Source organism: Pontibacter ummariensis (genome assembly GCF_900188175.1).
Classification (GTDB): Bacteria; Bacteroidota; Bacteroidia; order Cytophagales; family Hymenobacteraceae; genus Pontibacter; species Pontibacter ummariensis.
The window spans coordinates 258,911-276,570 of record NZ_FZOQ01000005.1; the positions used below are offsets into that span (position 1 = coordinate 258,911).

At 49.2% G+C, this 17,660-nt stretch carries 10 protein-coding genes and 1 tRNA gene; 5 read left to right on the plus strand and 6 right to left on the minus strand.

Translation table 11 applies throughout. From position 1 onward, the window contains the following. Window positions 1-42 precede the first annotated feature (42 nt). Window positions 43-1,761, plus strand: a complete 1,719-nt coding sequence (locus CHB92_RS07940) for a glycoside hydrolase family 15 protein (protein WP_089318653.1) — start codon at window positions 43-45, stop codon at window positions 1,759-1,761. Between the two features lie 104 nt (window positions 1,762-1,865). Here CHB92_RS07940 and CHB92_RS07945 read toward each other — a convergent pair. After that, window positions 1,866-1,939 (minus strand) — tRNA-Ala (locus CHB92_RS07945). A gap of 117 nt (window positions 1,940-2,056) precedes the next feature. Next, entirely contained in the window at window positions 2,057-5,353 is a 3,297-nt protein-coding gene (locus CHB92_RS07950; RefSeq protein WP_089318654.1) for a TonB-dependent receptor, read from the minus strand. 971 nt (window positions 5,354-6,324) lie between these two features. On the opposite strand from CHB92_RS07950, the gene CHB92_RS07955 reads away from it, so the two are divergent. Both CHB92_RS07955 and CHB92_RS07960 read left to right on the plus strand, forming a co-directional pair. Next, window positions 6,325-8,895, plus strand: coding sequence for a TonB-dependent receptor (locus tag CHB92_RS07955; RefSeq protein WP_089318655.1), 2,571 nt, complete (start codon window positions 6,325-6,327; stop codon window positions 8,893-8,895). A gap of 22 nt (window positions 8,896-8,917) precedes the next feature. Further along, entirely contained in the window at window positions 8,918-10,084 is a 1,167-nt protein-coding gene (locus tag CHB92_RS07960) for a hypothetical protein (RefSeq protein ID WP_089318656.1), read from the plus strand. Window positions 10,085-10,159: 75 nt separating this feature from the next. On the opposite strand, the gene CHB92_RS07965 is transcribed toward CHB92_RS07960, so the two are convergent. The 4 genes from CHB92_RS07965 to CHB92_RS07980 all read right to left on the minus strand — a co-directional run bounded on the left by CHB92_RS07965 (window position 10,160) and on the right by CHB92_RS07980 (window position 15,413). Beyond that, window positions 10,160-13,225, minus strand: coding sequence for a TonB-dependent receptor (locus CHB92_RS07965; protein WP_245842373.1), 3,066 nt, complete (start codon window positions 13,223-13,225; stop codon window positions 10,160-10,162). A 157-nt stretch (window positions 13,226-13,382) separates the two neighbouring features. Next, window positions 13,383-14,024 carry a C40 family peptidase gene (locus CHB92_RS07970; RefSeq protein WP_245842374.1) on the minus strand — a complete coding sequence of 214 codons (642 nt, stop codon included), beginning with the start codon at window positions 14,022-14,024 and terminating at the stop codon, window positions 13,383-13,385. A gap of 200 nt (window positions 14,025-14,224) precedes the next feature. Then, window positions 14,225-14,407, minus strand: coding sequence for a hypothetical protein (locus tag CHB92_RS07975; protein WP_106219074.1), 183 nt, complete (start codon window positions 14,405-14,407; stop codon window positions 14,225-14,227). A gap of 109 nt (window positions 14,408-14,516) precedes the next feature. Then, window positions 14,517-15,413, minus strand: coding sequence for an alpha/beta fold hydrolase (locus CHB92_RS07980; RefSeq protein WP_089318659.1), 897 nt, complete (start codon window positions 15,411-15,413; stop codon window positions 14,517-14,519). 117 nt (window positions 15,414-15,530) lie between these two features. Between CHB92_RS07980 and asnB the strand changes: the two genes are divergently transcribed. Beyond that, window positions 15,531-17,471, plus strand: coding sequence for an asparagine synthase (glutamine-hydrolyzing) (asnB, locus tag CHB92_RS07985; protein ID WP_089318660.1), 1,941 nt, complete (start codon window positions 15,531-15,533; stop codon window positions 17,469-17,471). A gap of 96 nt (window positions 17,472-17,567) precedes the next feature. Further along, window positions 17,568-17,660, plus strand: a 93-nt coding sequence (locus CHB92_RS07990) for a hypothetical protein (protein ID WP_144266288.1), incomplete at its 3' end; no start/stop codon positions are given.

Sequence of the window (17,660 nt, forward strand, 5' to 3'; positions counted from 1 at the left end):
GGCAAAGGCTTTGCCCGAAAGCCTATTCGTAAAAAGAGGAGAATGGCAATACAACTGGAATCGCTGGCAATGATAGGAGATCGCCGTACGGTGGCCATGGTCACCAAAGAAGGCACTGTTTGCTGGTATTGCCCGGGGAGGTTCGACCGCCCCAGCCTGTTCGGGAGCCTGCTGGATGAGGAGCGAGGAGGAGAGTGGAGGATCGCGTGGGAGGGAGGAGCTTTTGCAAGCCGGAGCTACGAAGAAGACTCTGCCATCTTAAAGAGCACCTACACACAAGGGGAAGGGGTAAGCGTTTTGGTAGACTTTATGCCGGCAGGGGAAAGCGCACCGCAGGGGGTATGCCGGCTACTGGAAGGAAGCGTCTCCGGCTTCCGGTCAAAAATTGTCCCTGCCCCTGCTTATGGGCAACAGCCTTTTGAGTTGACACAGGAAGGCAACTGTATCACTATATCAAACAGTTTCTTTTTTTATAGCTCGCACCCTGCCCACATCGTCGATAACCATATCGAACTGGAGATAGCGTCTTTCGGTCAGGCCTGGATGTTTCTTTCTGACACTAGGTTGGAAGAAGCCCCTGACCCAGAGAAGTGGCTCGCATCTACCCGCCAGTTTTGGGAGCGCGTGGACAAAAGGTTTAGCTATTACGGGCCCTATGAAGTAGAGGTAGCACAGTCAATTAGGGCGATCCGGATGCTGACGCACGAGGAAAGCGGTGGTATCCTGGCTGCTGCCACTACTTCTTTGCCTGAAGTGCCGGGCGGGGAAAGAAACTACGACTACCGCTATGTTTGGCTACGGGACACAGGCATGATCGTGAGCGCCCTGACCAGGGCTGGGAGCAATGGAGTGGAAGAAAGACGGTTCCTAGAGTTTATCTGCGGGCTGAAGAGAAAGCCGGAGCGGGAAGACATTTTTCTGGAGCCTATGTATAGCCTGGATCAGCAGCCAATACAGGGAGAGCAGGAATTAAACCTGAGTGGCTACCTCGGTAGTCGTCCGGTAAGAACCGGTAACGATGCGCGCGACCAACTGCAACTGGATACAACCGCCAACATTCTGCTGGCGGCAAAGCTTATCTATAACAAGTATAAGACCAAGGAGCACTGGGAGGTAGTGGCGCAGACCGCAGACTTCCTTGCGGAGAACTGGCATCGGGAGGACCATGGGCTTTGGGAGGAGGGGGTGGAGAAGCACTACACTTCGTCTAAAGTGATCACGGCAATGGGCTTAAAGTTTATTGCAGAACATGCGGAGAGTAGCTTGCAAAAGAAGAAGTGGCAGGAGGCAGAGCAGGAGATACGGGAGTTCGTGAAGAATAAGTGCCTGACTTCAGAGGGAGCCTACGCCGCGGCGGTGGGGGAGGAAGCGGTAGATATATCTGCTGTTCTGTTCCCGGCCTGGGCTTATACCGACATGAACGCCCCGGAGGTACTCGCTACAGTAAAGGCACTGGAGCGGGACTACCGGAAAGGCAAACTATACCGCCGCCACCTCTTCGAGTTCGACAGCCGGAAGGAAGGGGCTTTTCTGGCGGGCAGCTTATGGATGGCACAGTACTGGGTGTATCGGAGAGATTTTGTTAAGGCAAGAGAGATACTGGATGAGGTGATCAAATACTCCACAGACCTCGGTTTTTTTTCAGAGGAGGCCGATGTGGAGCATGAAAGGATGATCGGCAACATTCCCCAAACCTTTGTGCATGCTTCCTTTATTGGAGCCGTGATCGACCTGAAGCATGAGTTGGAAAAGGGACGCTAACTGTAGGTGATACAGTTGGGAGCCTCACACTACTAGCTGTGTAAATTGTTTGTACATAAAAAAAGCACTTACCAGTTTTACCTTGTAAGTGCTTGATTATCAAGTGGAGAATACCGGAGTCGAACCGGTGACCTCTTGCATGCCATGCAAGCGCTCTAGCCAGCTGAGCTAATCCCCCTTGTTGTGGCACAAAAATAGAACAAAAAATCTAATTGCAAAAGAGTGGACTTATAATTTCTGCAAAATAAAAAGGGGCAGCTTTTGCTGCCCCTTTAAGTTAAAAAGCCTGTGCTTTTTAGTTGAAGATATAACGTACGCCCACTTGCGCTCTCCAGCGAGACGACTCACCCGTGTTATCGCGGAAAGTCTTCGAAAGTGGCGTTTGCGAAGCAGGGTCCAGGTAAGGGAATGATACCTTTGGTTTGCCGTCGGCTGTATAGCCCTCATACTTAAGTAAGCTAGCCGTGTTAGGCATTTGCACCACACCCCAGTCCTTGTTCAGCAAGTTGCCGAAGTTAAACACGTCCACGCTTAGTTGCAGGGTGTTTTTCTTACCAGCAATATCCGTAAACAAGTCCTGCAGCAAGCGAACGTCCATGCGTGTTGTCCATGGGGTTTCCGCACCGTTACGCTCTGCATACTGGCCTCTTCTGGAGTTCAGGTACTCGTCCTGCTTGATGTAAGCATCCAACTGGTTCCAAACAACAGCCGCATCACGCGTGTCAGCAGGAAGTGTGCTGCCTGTTGGGTAAGTAACCGGCACAAGAACAATTTCGCTTGCATCTAGCGGTACGTAGATCAGGTCGTTTGAACTCTGCCCGTCGCCGTTGATGTCTCCTGTGTAAGTGTAAGAGAATCTATAGCCAGAGGACGCTTCAAAGAAGGTAGAGATAGAGGTGGAAAGGTGCTTGAAATACTCTTTCTTGTAAGAAAGCGCCAAAATAGCTCTATGCTTAGTCAGGTAGTTAGAGTAAGACAAGGCCTCGGCGTTAGGGTCACCAGAAACTTGTCTGTCTCTCCAGATAGACTGCGCGATAGAACCACCGTCGTTTACGGAGCGGGAATCAGCATACGTATAGGCAATGCTACCAAACAGACCACTAGCGAAAGATTTCTGCAGCTGTCCGGTTAAGGTGTAAGAGTAACCCTTGCTGCTGTTCTCCATCACGATAGCATCAGTGATATCTGCCGGGTTACCGCTGTAGATCTTGTTGTTAGCAGTCGGGAAACCTTTTGCGTTCAGCTTCAGGTTACCGTTGCTATCCAACTGATAAAAAATGGGGCGGTTATCAGCTCCCTTAGCTGTAGTGGCAGCGTTTGGCAGGTTCACGTTCTTGTGGTACACAGAGTTAACGTCTTTCGTGTAGATCGCCTCAAAAGTGGCCACAACACCGAAAGGCAGCTCCTGGTCAACAGCCAGGTTAGAGCGGAATACCTGCGGGAACTTGAAATCCTTTGCGGTTACAGCCAGGTTGTACCGTGAAGATGCAGCGGCGTTTGTTGGGATGTAAGCCGTTACATCTGATGTAAACGGACGGCCAGTTGGGTTATCCTCTGTGAAAGAGCCAAAGAGTACCCCGTTGTTAGATGCTTGATTAGAGATCCACACGAAAGGTACGCGGCCTGTAAAGATACCTGTACCACCACGTACTTGTGTAGTGGCATCGCCTTTCACATCCCAGTTAAAACCAAAGCGTGGAGACCAAAGCACTTTTGTCTCTGGCAGCTGGCTTACGTCTATTTTCTCACCGTTGCGGAAGGTCATGCCTTCTACCTGCTCGTTGCGCAGCAGATCCGAGTTGAAGATCGGAAGGTCGGCACGGATACCGCCTGTCAGCTTCAGGTTGTTCAGCACAGACCACTCATCCTGTGCATAGAAGCCCAACTGCATCGCCTTGATCTCTGCAAAAGGGAACTCACCACCAGGTAGCGCAGAGTACTGCAACTGATACTGCTTTGCGTTAGAAACACCGTTGTTTACGCTGTTATAGAAGTCCTCCACAGAGGCAAAACGGTAACGGCCGTAGTAGTTAGGGGCAAACCCGTTGATGAACTTGTAAGCTTCGTTTGATGTACCCACCGTAATCACGTGCTTACCTGCAAAGATGGAGAAGTTGTCGCTGAACTGGTACACATCGGAATCCAGCCTGTTGTTGGCCGTAAACGGCTCATAGCCAAAGGCAGTTAGTGAGGAGCCACTTCCGTTTTCTATGTCAACGAGCGGGAAAATACCGCCTGGGCTTTCTCTGAAGTCACGGAAAGCAGTGTAACCCACAATCAGATTGTTAGCAAATTTATCGCCGAAGCGGCTGTTCAATTCACCGATGTAAGAGTTCAGGTTGTTGTTGATCACGTAGATCGAGGACTTGAAAGGAAGCCCCGTAATGCTCGCCTGGCGGTTGTTGTTTGGTGCACCAGAGTTAGAGGCCGGAATGTCCTTCCATGACTTCAGGTAGTTATACTTGAAAGAGAACGTATGGTTCTTGTTGATGTTCCAGTCTATTTTAGCGTTTACCTTGTCGTTGTAGGTCTCCATGTTATAGCCTTCGTACGGGCCCGTCTCGTAGCCGAACTTGTCTTTCAGGAACTTGCTTAACTGGTCAAGAGTCGCTGCTTCAACATTCGAAACGTTTGATCCCGATAAGCCGTCTCGTTTCGCGATAAGGTTGGAACCAGGAGAAGTAATACGCTCCTCTTCATAGTTCACGAAGAAGAAAAGCTTGTCTTTGAGGATGGGGCCACCGATACGGGCACCGCGCTGCGAGAGGGAGAACTCCTGCTTCGGCATCTTTGTGTCGCCTACGTTGCGTCCTACCAGGCTCTCATTGCGGCCAAACCAGTAAACCGAACCGCTGAAGTCGTTTGTGCCCGAACGGGTAACCGCATTAATGCCGGCTCCTGTAAAGCCGCCCTGGCGCACGTCGTAAGGGGCCAGGTTCACCTGAATCTGCTCGATCGCGTCCAAAGAGATGGGCTGGGCGCCGGTCTGTGAGCCAACGTTTGCCTGTAAACCAAAGGAGTTATTGAATAAGGCTCCGTCGATTGTCGTGTTGTTGTAACCAGAGTTGCGTCCTCCGAAAGAGTTGCCGTTGGCCTGTGGTGTAAGGCGTGTGTAGTCCTGAAGGCTTCTGCTCAGGGTAGGCAGCTTTTCGATCTGATCTCGTGCTACGTTGGTAGCGGCGCCGGTACGGTCGGCATTGATCACATTGTCTTTTCTGCTTACGATCTCGACTTCGCCCAGGCTAACATTGCTACCCGTTAGTTTAATGTCGAGGTTAAGGTTCTGGCCAAGCTTCAGGGTAATGTTCTCGAAGCGCTGCTCCTGATACCCCACATAACTTGTTTTAATGGTGTAAGGGCCTCCCACACGCATGTTCTGGAAGTTATAACGGCCATCTGCGTTAGTTCCTGCAACATACTGCGTGTTAGTTGGCGTGTGTACCGCAATAACGGTTGCTCCTGGTAGCCCTGAGCCGCTTTCATCGGTAATTTTACCGTTCATAGCAGCCGTAGTGCTTCCCTGTGCCCAGCCATACTGAACCATCAGCACCATTGCCAGGATAAGGCACATTGTACTATAAAACTTTTTCATAAAGGGTTGGTTGATTTTGCGCGCAAAAGTAGGGAGCGGATTTTGATTTCCAACCTGTCGATATATTATTTATTTGTTAATCCGGGTTTGCTTTATTTGCGAAAACGAATGTACAGTTTCCGTTATTTCCCCCTTTGCTAAATAACTGAGTCTAAGAAAAGTAGGACGGAGGCCCATGACACTGTTTTTAGTGTTATGACTTTTATTCGGGATGGGTGTGGGTGTTCGTATTGCCGGAAAAGGGAGGTTTGTGGATAAGGGCTTTGTAGAGGGCGCAACCTCTGCGCGAACAGCTTTCTGTCCATAAGCAGGAGGTGTTGCGCAAGGAGGTAGATAAGGGTAAAGTTTCGGATCAAGTATGGGGCGCGGAGCATGCTAAAGACCCTGAGAGCCTTTCCTGGATACGAGTTGCAAACAGCCACAACAGGAGATAACCTGCCGATCCCTCAGTTGTTTGCTTTTAAATCTTTAGGGCAGTGTCCGGCTACTTACCTCCACACCGTAAGGCAGCTTGTAATATCAAGAGTGCTCCTATACTCTTAATTGTGCAGCTGTTGTTACAAAATTTACATCTATTGCCTTAGAGAGGAGTTGTTGGGCGAGCCGTTTTAACGTAGTATGGCTTTAGGTGATAAGCTGTTATGGGTAATTATTGTGAAAGTTATATTTGTATTGTTGCCAAGTGTGGTTTTAAAAGTACAATAATTTACTTTATCTGTTAATTGTAAGTTTAATTGTACTTTATTTTTGCAATGCGATGGTGTGGGATAAGGAGAGTGAGTGGTTAGTTATTGTAATTGATTGAAAACGCCGTATATGCGCAAAAACTTCTGATTATCAAGGTTATCTTTTTGTTAAATGCGCGAAAAGCATTTTATATTTTTTTAATACTTTTAGTTGAAGTTTAGACTTCTCTCATTGTACCTTTGCGCGCAAATTAATCAACCAACCCAACTTCTTAAAAAACAACGATGAAACAAAGTTTACTCGTTCTTGTCCTGCTAATGCTATTTACTAGCTTAGCGCCAAGAGATCTGTATGCTCAAGGTACCGTTACAGGTAAAGTTGTTGATGTCACAACAAAAGAGCCTTTACCCGGAGCAACGATCATTCTGAAAGGAACAAGCCAAGCCGTTCCGGCCTCTGCGGATGGTACCTTCAGTATCAAAGTAGAGGATGGCAGCGCTTCCGCTCTCCTGGTAAATTTCATTGGTTACATCCAGAAAGAAATTTCGATTGCCGGCCTTAAAGGCTCCAAGAACTTAGGAAACATCCTGCTAGAGCCAAACACTACTTCTATCAATGAAGTGATTGTTACGGCTAACAGCTTCGCGATTGAGCGTGAGACGCCGGTTGCCATGTCTACGATCACGAGTGAGATCATCACCGAGAAAGCCAGTAACCAGGAGTTCCCTGAGCTGCTGAAGTCTACTCCGGGCGTATACGCTACCAAGCAGGGTGGTGGTTTCGGTGACTCCAGAATTAACGTAAGGGGTTTCAGCAGCGAGAACGTGGCCGTGATGATCAACGGCGTTCCAGTAAACGACATGGAAAACGGTTCTGTTTACTGGTCTAACTGGGCTGGTCTGACAGACTTAACCAGAACCATGCAGGTGCAGCGCGGCTTGGGTGCCGCTAAAGTGGCGGTGCCTTCCCTCGGTGGTACTGTTAACATCATCACAAAAACTACAGATGCCACGAAAGGTGGTTCTGTTTTCTATGGTATTGGTAACGACGGTTATAACAAGCTTTCTTTCGCTTACTCTACTGGCCTGACTGAAAACAACTGGGCTTTCTCTGTAGCTGGTTCTAAAACAGAGGGTGACGGTTGGGCTGAAGGTCTTCAGTTTAAAGGTTACAACTACTTCTTCAACGTTTCTAAGCTGTTCAACGAGAAGCACACACTTTCTCTTACAGGCTTCGGTGCCCCACAGTGGCACGGACAGCGTCAGAACAGACAGCTGATCCAGACATTCCGTAATGCGCCACAAGGCCTGAAGTACAACGCTGATTGGGGATATTTGAACGGTGAGGTGGTAAACGTAGAGGATAACTTCTACCACAAGCCACAGTTCTCCCTGAACCACTACTGGACAATTGATGAGACTTCCTCTCTTTCTACTGCTGCTTACGCTTCTGTAGGTAACGGCGGCGGCGGCGGATTCGCTGGTTCATTGCTTCGCACAGGAAACCAGTTCTCTCCGTATGACCTGGATGCTACGTACGACCTGAACCAGGCCGCGGCTGATGGGGCTGCAATTGGCTACCTGAGAGCTTCCCGCAACAACCACAACTGGTACGGTGTGTTGTCTACTTATACCAAGAGCCTGAACGATAAGTTCGACCTTTTGGGAGGTCTTGACATGCGTTACTACAAAGGCATGCACTATACAGAGGTAACAAACCTGCTGGGTGCGGACTATGTGCTGGACAAGACAAACAAGAACAACCCTGTTAACAGGGCAAAAGAAGGCGATAAGATCAGCTACTACAACGATGGTATCGTGTTGTGGGAGGGTGGCTTCCTGCAGGGTGAGTACAAGACAGGCCCGCTTGCTGCGTTCCTTTCTCTTTCTGCTTCTAATACTTCTTACAAGCGTATCGACTACTTCAACTACCTGGACAGTGATTCGCAGCAGGAAACTGATTTCCAGAACTTCTTTGGCTACCAGGTAAAAGGTGGTGCGAACTATAACCTGAACGAAAGCCACAATGTGTTTGCCAACCTGGGTTACTTTGAGAAAGCTCCGTCTTTCGACGCGGTATTCCAGAACTACAGAAACGATATCAACCCGGACGCTGAAAACCAGAAAATCCTGAGCTACGAGTTGGGCTATGGTTACAGAACAGCTAAACTGAGCGCTAACATTAACGTGTACAGCACTACCTGGAAAGACAGAACATTCACGAAGTCTTTCCAAGGCCCGAACGGCACCCCGTTCTTCGCGAACCTGCTAGGTGTGAACGCCCGCCACGAAGGTGTGGAACTGGACTTCTTCTACCAGCCTACTACAGCAATCAAACTAAGAGGTATGGTGTCGGTAGGAGACTGGAGATGGTTGAACAACCTGAAGGCAGTTGATATCTATGACGAGCAGCAAAACAAAGTAGGCTTTGTGAATGAGATTCACATGGCCAACGTGAAAGTAGGAGACGCTGCCCAGACTACTGCCTCTATTGGCTTAGACTATCAGGTGGTAGAAGACCTGAAGCTGGGTGTGGATTACAACTACTATTCTGATTACTACGGTGACTTTGATCCTACAAACCTGAACGTAGAAGGCCTTACTCCTTGGGAGGCTCCAACCTATGGCCTTGTAGACATGAACGCCGTGTTCAAATTTAAGCTCGGTAGCTTAAGCGCTTCGCTTTATGCTAACGTGAACAACCTGCTGAACACAGAGTACATCAGCGATGCCAGAGCTACATTTGACGCAAGAAAAGTAGGCGACAGAACAGAGTACATCAGCGATGCTTCTAACTCTACTGTGTTCTTTGGCACTGGCAGAACCTGGACAACTGGTCTGAAAATCAATTTCTAAACAGTAGTAAAGCAGAATTAAAATGAAAAAGTATATATATCTGATTGTCTCTTTCGCCGCATTTACCTTTACTGCGTGCGATCCTATGGAGGACGTATATGAGGAGCTGGATCAGTTAAACCCGGATGTTTACGCACCTGAGCTGGCTATTGAGTTAGCAAGCAAAGACTATGAGCTCCTGAAAGGTAAGACAGGGGTACCTGCTTACGTAGCCAAAGACTATTACTTTAAGTCTGAGGCAGAAGCGGCAGAGCTTATCCCACAGATCCTGAACAGCAAGTACCCGCAGTTCGATAACGGAACGTCTGTTACGGTTACTTATAACGAACTGGTACAGAAGTTCAACGAGAACACTACCTCTGGTGTCGTAAAGTACACCGTAACAGAGGAGGATTATGATGCGCTGGGCGAGCGTTACCCTAACTTCAACAGCGCGGAGGACTTGATTAACTTTCTGGAGTATAAGTACCCCTCCCCACAAGAGAACCAACTGGTTGTCCTGACTTATGACTACTATGCATCAGGTTCTACAAGCACGCTGGTGGGTTCCTTCCTGTATACCAACGGAGAATGGGTAGTTGCCTACCATGTAACACCGGAAAACTATGATTCTGTTGGAAATGGTCGCTACGATAACTTCGAAGCAAAGGACGAGGAGTCGCTCCCGGCATACTTCAACAAGTTTCTTAGTGAAAAATTCCTTGCTGCTAAGACAGGCGAAATCAAGTATGTAAGCTATGCTTACTATAGCGGTAGGACTTCCCAGGAGATCTACACCATGATGTACAATGGCACAAAGTGGGTAGCTGTTGAAGCAACCATTACTGTGGCAAAAGCTTTGCAGTTTGCCAAGCAGGACGGTAACTGGAAACCAGATCTGACTGTTCGTTACGACTTGGTTGCTGCCGATTACCAGTGGATTGCTGCTAACCCTGCGCTTGGCAACGAGAGCAACAGAGCGAACCTGGCTTCTTACGGTAACTTCTACCAAAGCAGCACGACTTCATCTAACTACTGGAGCCCAGAGGCTGTTTTGAAAGCGCTGGGAGCCCTGCTGAAGAACAAGTATCCTGCTGCTGAGGAAGGACAGAAGTTCCAGCTGACCTACGCTGCTTACAAAGGTGGTAACATTGCTGTGACAGTAACACTGATTCTGGAGAACGGCGAGTACGTAGAGTACAAGAAATAGCCCTTTTCACGGTTCATAAACAAAAGGCCCTCAGGTGAAAACCTGAGGGCCTTTTGTTCTTCATGGCTTGTAAGCTTAGTTAAAAATGTAGCGCAAGCCTATTTGTCCTTGCCACCTCGAGTCAAACGGGGCTATGTTGTAGGCGACGGTATTCGGGTTGAACGTAAAAGTAGGCTCTCCCGCATCGTTCAGGCCTTCGTAGAAGATTACCTCGTTGGCGCTGTTGCTTACAAAGTACTGGCGCCCCCAATCTTTGTTGATCAGGTTACCCACATTAAAGATGTCGAAGGTGAGTTGGAAGGTGTGGAGGTTTTCCTCTGTTCTGATGTAGAAGTTTTGCAGGATACGTATGTCGAACTGGTGTGTCCACGGCATTCGTGCCCCATAACGTTCGGCGTACTCTCCTCTGCGCTCACTGAGGTAATCATCTGCCTCAATAAAGGCATCCAGCGCCTCCCACTGTTCTTCGGCGGTACCAAGGTCTTCATCGTCTATCAGGTTAATTTCACTCCTGTCGCGGGGGATATAAATCAGGTCATTCGCAAAGTTGCCTTCCCGGTTCAGGTCTCCGTTGTACAGGTAGGTGAAAGGCAAACCAGACTGTCCTTGATAAAACAGGGTAATGCCTGTAGAAAAGTTGTCCTCGCCCCACTCGAACAGGTATCCCGTAGTGGCGATAATCCGATGGCGAATGTCGTAGCGAGAGTAAGACAGGGCAGGATCGTTCGGGTTGTTCACGATCTGGTTAAACTCGTAGTTCGACAGCGCTGTGGAACTGGTGCCGCTGTTCACGTCTTTCGATACCCCATAGGTATAGGCTACCTTGGTTTGCAGGCCGTTAACAAAGTCTTTCCTGAGCTGGCCGGTAACACTGTAACGATAGCCCTCATCTGTGTTGTCCAGTAACACAATGTTCGTGTAATCCGGGTTTATGCGCCGGTTGCGAGGGTAAACGAAACGGTTATCCGCACCAGCCAGTCTTCCTTCCGGCTCCACCAGGTTCAGGTCCCGGTACACGACGTCGTTAAGGGTTTTGGAATAAATACCTTCCACTGTCAGGTAGACGTCGTAGGGCAGGGTATAATCGAAAGCCAGGTTGCTTCGCCACACCTGCGGGAGTTTAAAGTCATCCCCAATCACGTTTATCTCAAAAGTCTGCGGTATGGTTGGGTCTATCAGTTGGTTTACGTCCTCCACAAAGCCTGCAGGGTTACGCCGGTCGAGGGTACCCAGAATGGTACCGGTGTTTATAAACTGGTTAGATAGCCAGACAAAAGGCACGCGGCCCGTGAAGATACCTGTACCACCCCTTATCTGGAAGTTGCGTTCGTCTGTGGGCGTATAGTTGAACCCGAAACGCGGTGCCCATAAGAGTTGCCCGCTTGGTGTCCGGTCTGTTTCCAGGTCAGGATAAATGTCGCTGAAATCTCTCTCCAGCTTTAGGTTTTCTGCGGGCTCGTCCGGGAAAATCGGCACGTCCACACGTAGTCCCAAGGTCAGCCTGAGCTGTTCGGAGGCTGTGTAGTCGTCCTGAGCGTAAAAGCTAAGCTGCATGGCATCAAACTCTGCCGCTGGCCTTTCCTCGTCTGTTAGGGAGTAGGTAGCGCGGACCCTGTTGGGGATGTCGTTGTAAAAATCGTTTAGCCCCCTGAAGTCCCATCTGCCATTGAAGTTGTTGATGAACAGGTTACGGAAGCTGAAGAACTCATTGTGCGTTCCAACGGTAATGTTGTGGCGCCCCTCCAGGAAAGTGAGGTTATCGGTGAACTCAAAAATGTCCTGATCCAGTTCGTTGGCGGTAGAGGAACGCTGCGAGCCAAACTCAAACCTGCCGATAGGATCCGATATCGTTACTTGCGGGAAAAACTCTCCCTCCGTTTCGCGGTCTTCCCGGATCCTAGTGTACCCGATGATCAGGTTATTGGCTATATCGTTTTCAAAACGACTGCTTAGCTCCAGCACTGTACTGTTGGTGACACTGTTGAACCGGTACGCGTTGTTGCCAAAACGGAGTTCGTTCCGGCTCCTGCTTATGTTATAATCAAAGGCGTCTACATAATTGTGGCGCAGCGTGAGCTGGTGATTGTTGCTGATGTTCCAGTCAATTCGCCCAAACCACTTGTCACTCTGTGTCTCTCTGTCGATAGCGCCAAAGGAGCCCACGTCATAGCCGTATCTGGCCAGTACCGTATCAGCAAGGTTCCGCGTTATGTCTAAAGGAATCTGTGACTCAGGGGAGCCGGGGGCAAAGCGCACGGGTTCCGTAATGCGGGTTGCATCATAGTTAAAGAAAAAGAACAGCTTATCCCTTATGATGGGGCCGCCCAGGCGCACGCCATACTGGTAGTTGCTAAAATCGTCGGCTCTTTCGCGGGGCCCCTCAACAGACTTACCGATGATGTCCTCGTTTCTCGCGAAGCCATAAACAGAGCCTGAGAAGGTATTATCGCCTGATCGCGTTACAGCATTTATACCGCCACCGGTAAAATTACCCAGCTTTACATCGTAAGGCGCTACGACCACATGTATCTGCTCAATCGCGTCCAGCGAGATTGGTTGCGTGCCTGCCTGCCCGCCCGGCGTACCGCTGCCAGACAGACCAAACACGTCGTTGTTCACGGCGCCGTCGATGGTGATATTGTTGTAGCGGTTGTTGGTGCCGGCAATAGAGTTTCCTGCTGCCTGCGGCGTAAGACGCGTAAAGTCTTGTAAGCTGCGGTTTAGGGTAGGGAGCGTCCGAAGCTGTTCCCGGGTTATGCTGGTGGCCGCACCCGTGCGGTCCTGGTTAAAGATATCGTTCTGTTCCCCGATTACCTCTATCTCACCCAGCTGATTGGCACTTTCCGGTAATTGGAAGTCTACGCGCGTCAATTGGCCTAAGATAAGCTCTATCCCTTCTACCCGTTGTTCCTGGTAGCCTATATAAGAGGTGGCAACGGTATAAGGCCCCCCCACACGCATGTTCTGAATATTGTAATAGCCTTCTGCGTTAGTGGTGGCTACATATTGCGTATTAGTTGGTTGGTGTATGGCAATGACAGTAGCACCGGGAAGAGGCGTTTTGCTCTGGTCGGTTACAACGCCAACTAAAGCTGCTGAAGTAAGCCCCTGTGCCCATGCGAATTGCACTATTAGTACCATGGTAAAGCACAGAAGCAAACGTTTGTAAAGAAAATTCATAATACTTAAATAACTAATTGAAAAAGAATTATTCACTTAGCTATTAAGTACGTGCGTAATAGGTTTTGTATGTTATGTTTGCATAAAAATCTGTTACAGACCCTTTTAAAAGGGGGCCTTAGAACACGGGAGGACGCACAGCTTTTATAAATATCCTTTGGTAATAGTCAGAATACAGGTTGTTTTCGACCACACCCAGGGAGGTAGAGGCATGTATAAATTTCACCTCTTTATCGTTAATCACCTCTGTTACCATGCCCACATGCGTTATATCACGGCTGTGTTTGTTAGCCCCAAAGAACACCAGGTCGCCTTCCTTTATGTCTTTGGTCCTGATGCTGTTGCCAAACCGGCTCTGCTCCTCAGAGGTACGGGGTAGCAGCACGTCTATGCTTTGAAAAGAAGCGCAGAGCAGGCCGGAGCAGTCCATGCCTATGCGTGTAGTGCCACCCCATTTATAGGGAGTGCCCGTGTACGAGCGGGCTGCTTGTACCACCGTAGCTACATTTTTTTCCAGATGGCGGGAGCTCCGAGCGCGATTCCGGCTAGTCTGCTCTTTTGAGGCTAGATTGTGGTCATCACCGCCGTTTCTTCTGGCAAGCCTGCGAGCGCGGCGTTCCTGGCGCTTTGCCTCTGCAATCTCACGGGCAGACCTGTACTCCTCACCGCGTTTACTGAAGACAGGTTGGGAGGACTGGCAGGAGGCCAGTAGCAACAGGAAAAAGGCTAAAAGGGTGGTCGTAGTATGGAGTGTTTTCAAAGCGTACTTAAGCAGTGTATTCTCGAAAGTATTATTACTTGCTAATATACTGATAAGCCGTCTTTTCTAAAACAAAATTTGAAGCGGCAGGATTTTTAAGTTGAGGCAAAACCTTTAAAAGCAATAGGCGCAGAACTCATCGAGCTGCGCCTGTTTCACCTGTCCAAGGATAGTAGTGCTATGCTTGTAGCGCTTCCCTTTCATTTGCTGTTGTCTTTTCTGTTTTTAAAGGTCTCGTTTAGATCCAGATACTTTTGCTCTGCCAGTAGCTCGTAGTCCATGCCGCGCAGGTTTAACCACGACTGCATCAGGTTAATGTGAGACTCGTTTAGCGGGGCCTGCTGTGGCGTTCGGGGTGATGCGTGATGCTGTTGGTTTCTCATTTGGTCCTGTTTGTTTGGTGATGGATTATAGTTTTCGTTAAATCTGTTCGCGTTAAATGCTGATTCATTAAAAGGTTGCTCTGTTCCCATAGGTATTCTGCGTTAGTTCTTACGAGTGGTGTGTCAGTTCATGTTTTTTACTTTCTTCTTTCATAAAGTTGCTCACGTAGTTTGCGATCTCTTCGGCATTCTCCTCCTGCAAAAAGTGCCCGCTGTCCTCAAACGGTATAACATAACACTCATGGAAAAATCTTTTCCAACACTGCAGTGCCTGTAGCTTAATCAGCTTATCGCGCTCGCCCCAAAGGATGAGTGTCGGGATGTCCTGTATCTTCTGGCGCTCACTCCAGAGTTGGTCATACCACTTGCTCACTCCAACCAGTTCGCGGGCGCAGGCCAGCTTCCTGACGTGGTCGTCCGGGTTGCCAAGGGCCTTGACGTAGTGCTGGCGTATGGGCTCCGGCATTTTTTCCTCATCCTGAAACAACTCTTTGATAAGCGTGTGCGTCGAGACATTCAGCTTTGAGTGGAGGAACTTTCCCAGTGGGCCTACCAGGTACTTGCTTGCCCTCGAAAAGGTTTGATGCTTAGACAAAGACCAGGTCCAGGAGTTGAGCATCACAATGCTTTTCACGTTCTCAGGATGCTTGATGGCATAAGCAAAACCGATCGGGGCCCCAAAGTCGTGCACCAGAAGGGTGATGTCTTTTAGCTGCAGATGCTCCATCAACTGCTCGAAGTTGGCAGCGTGGGCATCAGGCTTGTAGGTCCAGTTCTCCGGTTTGTCTGATAGCCCAAAGCCAAGCATGTCCATGGCAACGCAGCGGTACTTTTTGCGGAGTATTTTGATGAGGTTGCGATAAAGGAAAGACCAGACAGGTGTGCCGTGTATCATTACAATAGGCGCACCTTTGCCTTCATCTATATAATGCATCTTTCCCGCTTCAAGCTGTATGTACTTCGACTCAAACGGATACTCTTTCTTATCCAGCCAATCAGGTTTCATAGTGTCAGGGTGAACTGTATTATCTATACTTCGAAAGGAGGGTGGGGTTGTTGCTTCGCCGTGAAAAAAGTCCGGACGGGCCGAAAATTTTAGGAGCCGTTAACCGGCGGCCGGGCAATGGCAAAATTAGTTCTAACTTTACAGGAAGGTATGTGTGGCATAACAGGAGTTTACGCGTTTACAGAGAATGGCCGGGTAGCCTTGAACCGTCTGCAGGGGGCAGTGGCCTCCTTGCGGCACCGGGGGCCTGATGCCGGTGGGGTGTACCTGCACGGGCGGGTAGGCCTAGGTAACAGAAGACTGTCTATCATAGCTCCAGGCGAACAGGCAAACCAACCGCTGACGAGCGACGACGGGCGTTATACAGTCGTATTTAACGGGGAAATTTTTAACTACAAGCAGTTACGGGCGGAGCTGGCATCTAAAGGGTATACCTTGAGTACGGCTTCCGATACCGAGGTGCTGCTGCGCTTGTATGAGCGGGAAAGGCAGGAGTGTTTAAAGAAGCTGAAAGGATTTTTTGCCGTGGCTATCTACGACAAGGCGGAGGATAGCCTGTTTGTGGCCCGTGACCGGTTCGGGGAGAAACCGCTGCTATACTACAAGGATGCGAACGCCTTTCTTTTTGGCTCGGAGATGGTAGCCTTGTTGGAGCTGGGCGTCCCACAGGAACTAGACTACGCCTCGCTGTACCAATACTTGCAATTGACTTATACGCCAGCGCCTGCCACCATGCTCAAGCACGTAAAGAAGCTCCTGCCTGGGCAGGCTTTGTACATCCGGGGGGGCAGAGTACAGGAAAGTGTATGGTACCGATTGTCTTTCGACGGTGAAAAAGCAGCACAGAATCCGATGCCCTTTAAGCTACAGCAGGAAAAGCTCAGGCAGTTGCTGCAACAGGCGGTTGCAGATAGAATGGTCGCTGATGTGCCTGTCGGTGCTTTTTTGAGTGGAGGGCTGGACTCTTCTATCGTGGTGGCCTTGGCGGCTTCTCAGGCAAGTTCTCTGAAGACTTTTTCTGTGGGTTTCCCCGAACAACCTCGTTTTGATGAAACAGCTTATGCCCGGTTGGTTGCCGAGAAGTATAAAACAGAGCATACGGAGTTGCTGCTTTCCAACCAGGACTTGTATCAGCACCTGCACGACATGTTGAACAGCTTAAGCGAACCTTTAGCGGATTCTTCTGCATTGGCCGTATATGCCTTAAGCAAAAGGGCTAGCCAGGATGTAAAGGTGGTCCTGAGCGGTGATGGTGCTGATGAGCTGTTTGCAGGCTACAACAAGCACAGGGCCGAGTACAGGGCCTCCCAAGGTGGATTTGCCGTTGGTGCTGTAACAAAGCTTCAGCCTTTGTGGGAGGTGCTGCCTAAATCCAGAAGTTCTTTTACTGCAAATAAAGTAAGACAACTACAGCGCTTTGCTGCAGGAGCCAGGCTATCACCAGAAGACCGTTACTGGTTATGGGCTAGCTGGCTGCAGGAGGAGCAGGCGCTGGCCTTGTTGAAGCCTGAGCACCGCACGGCGGCTCAAAACAGGCTGTACCACGCCCGTAAAAGTAGGTTGCTGAATTGTATCAGTAGAAACCACTACGACATGAACAACGTACTTTGTGCCGACTGGCATATGGTACTGGCAAACGATATGTTAGCCAAGGTTGATTTGATGGGAATGGCGCACGGGGTTGAGGTTAGAAGCCCTTACCTGGACAATCGCTTAGTTAAGTTTGCTTTCTCGTTACCTGTTGCTTCAAAAATAGACGAGCATGCACAGAAAAGAATATTGCGGGAGACCTTTAAGCACTTGTTGCCTGAAGAGCTCTGGAAGCGGGGAAAGCAAGGGTTTGAAGTTCCCCTACTCTCTTTTCTAAGGTCCGAGGGACGCTCACGAGTGAACGAGTGTCTTTCAGATGCGTTCATTATAGAGCAGGGCATATTTGAGGTGCAGCAGACGCGGCTAATCCGTCAAGCACTGGAATTGGGGAAGGGCCTTACCACTCAAACGAGCGCATGGTCTTTGCTTGTATTTCAACACTGGTGGAAGCACAGTTCGTTAAAATAATTATAATAATAACTAGTATATTTATAACATTGTTTATATTTAGAGAGCCTTTTATGAGAAGGGCTTTTTTGAAGCTTTAACATTATTTAAGAATCTATGAGAATAGCAGTAGTTGGCACGGGTTACGTAGGATTGGTGACGGGCACGTGCTTTGCCGAGGTGGGCATCGACGTGACCTGCATCGACATC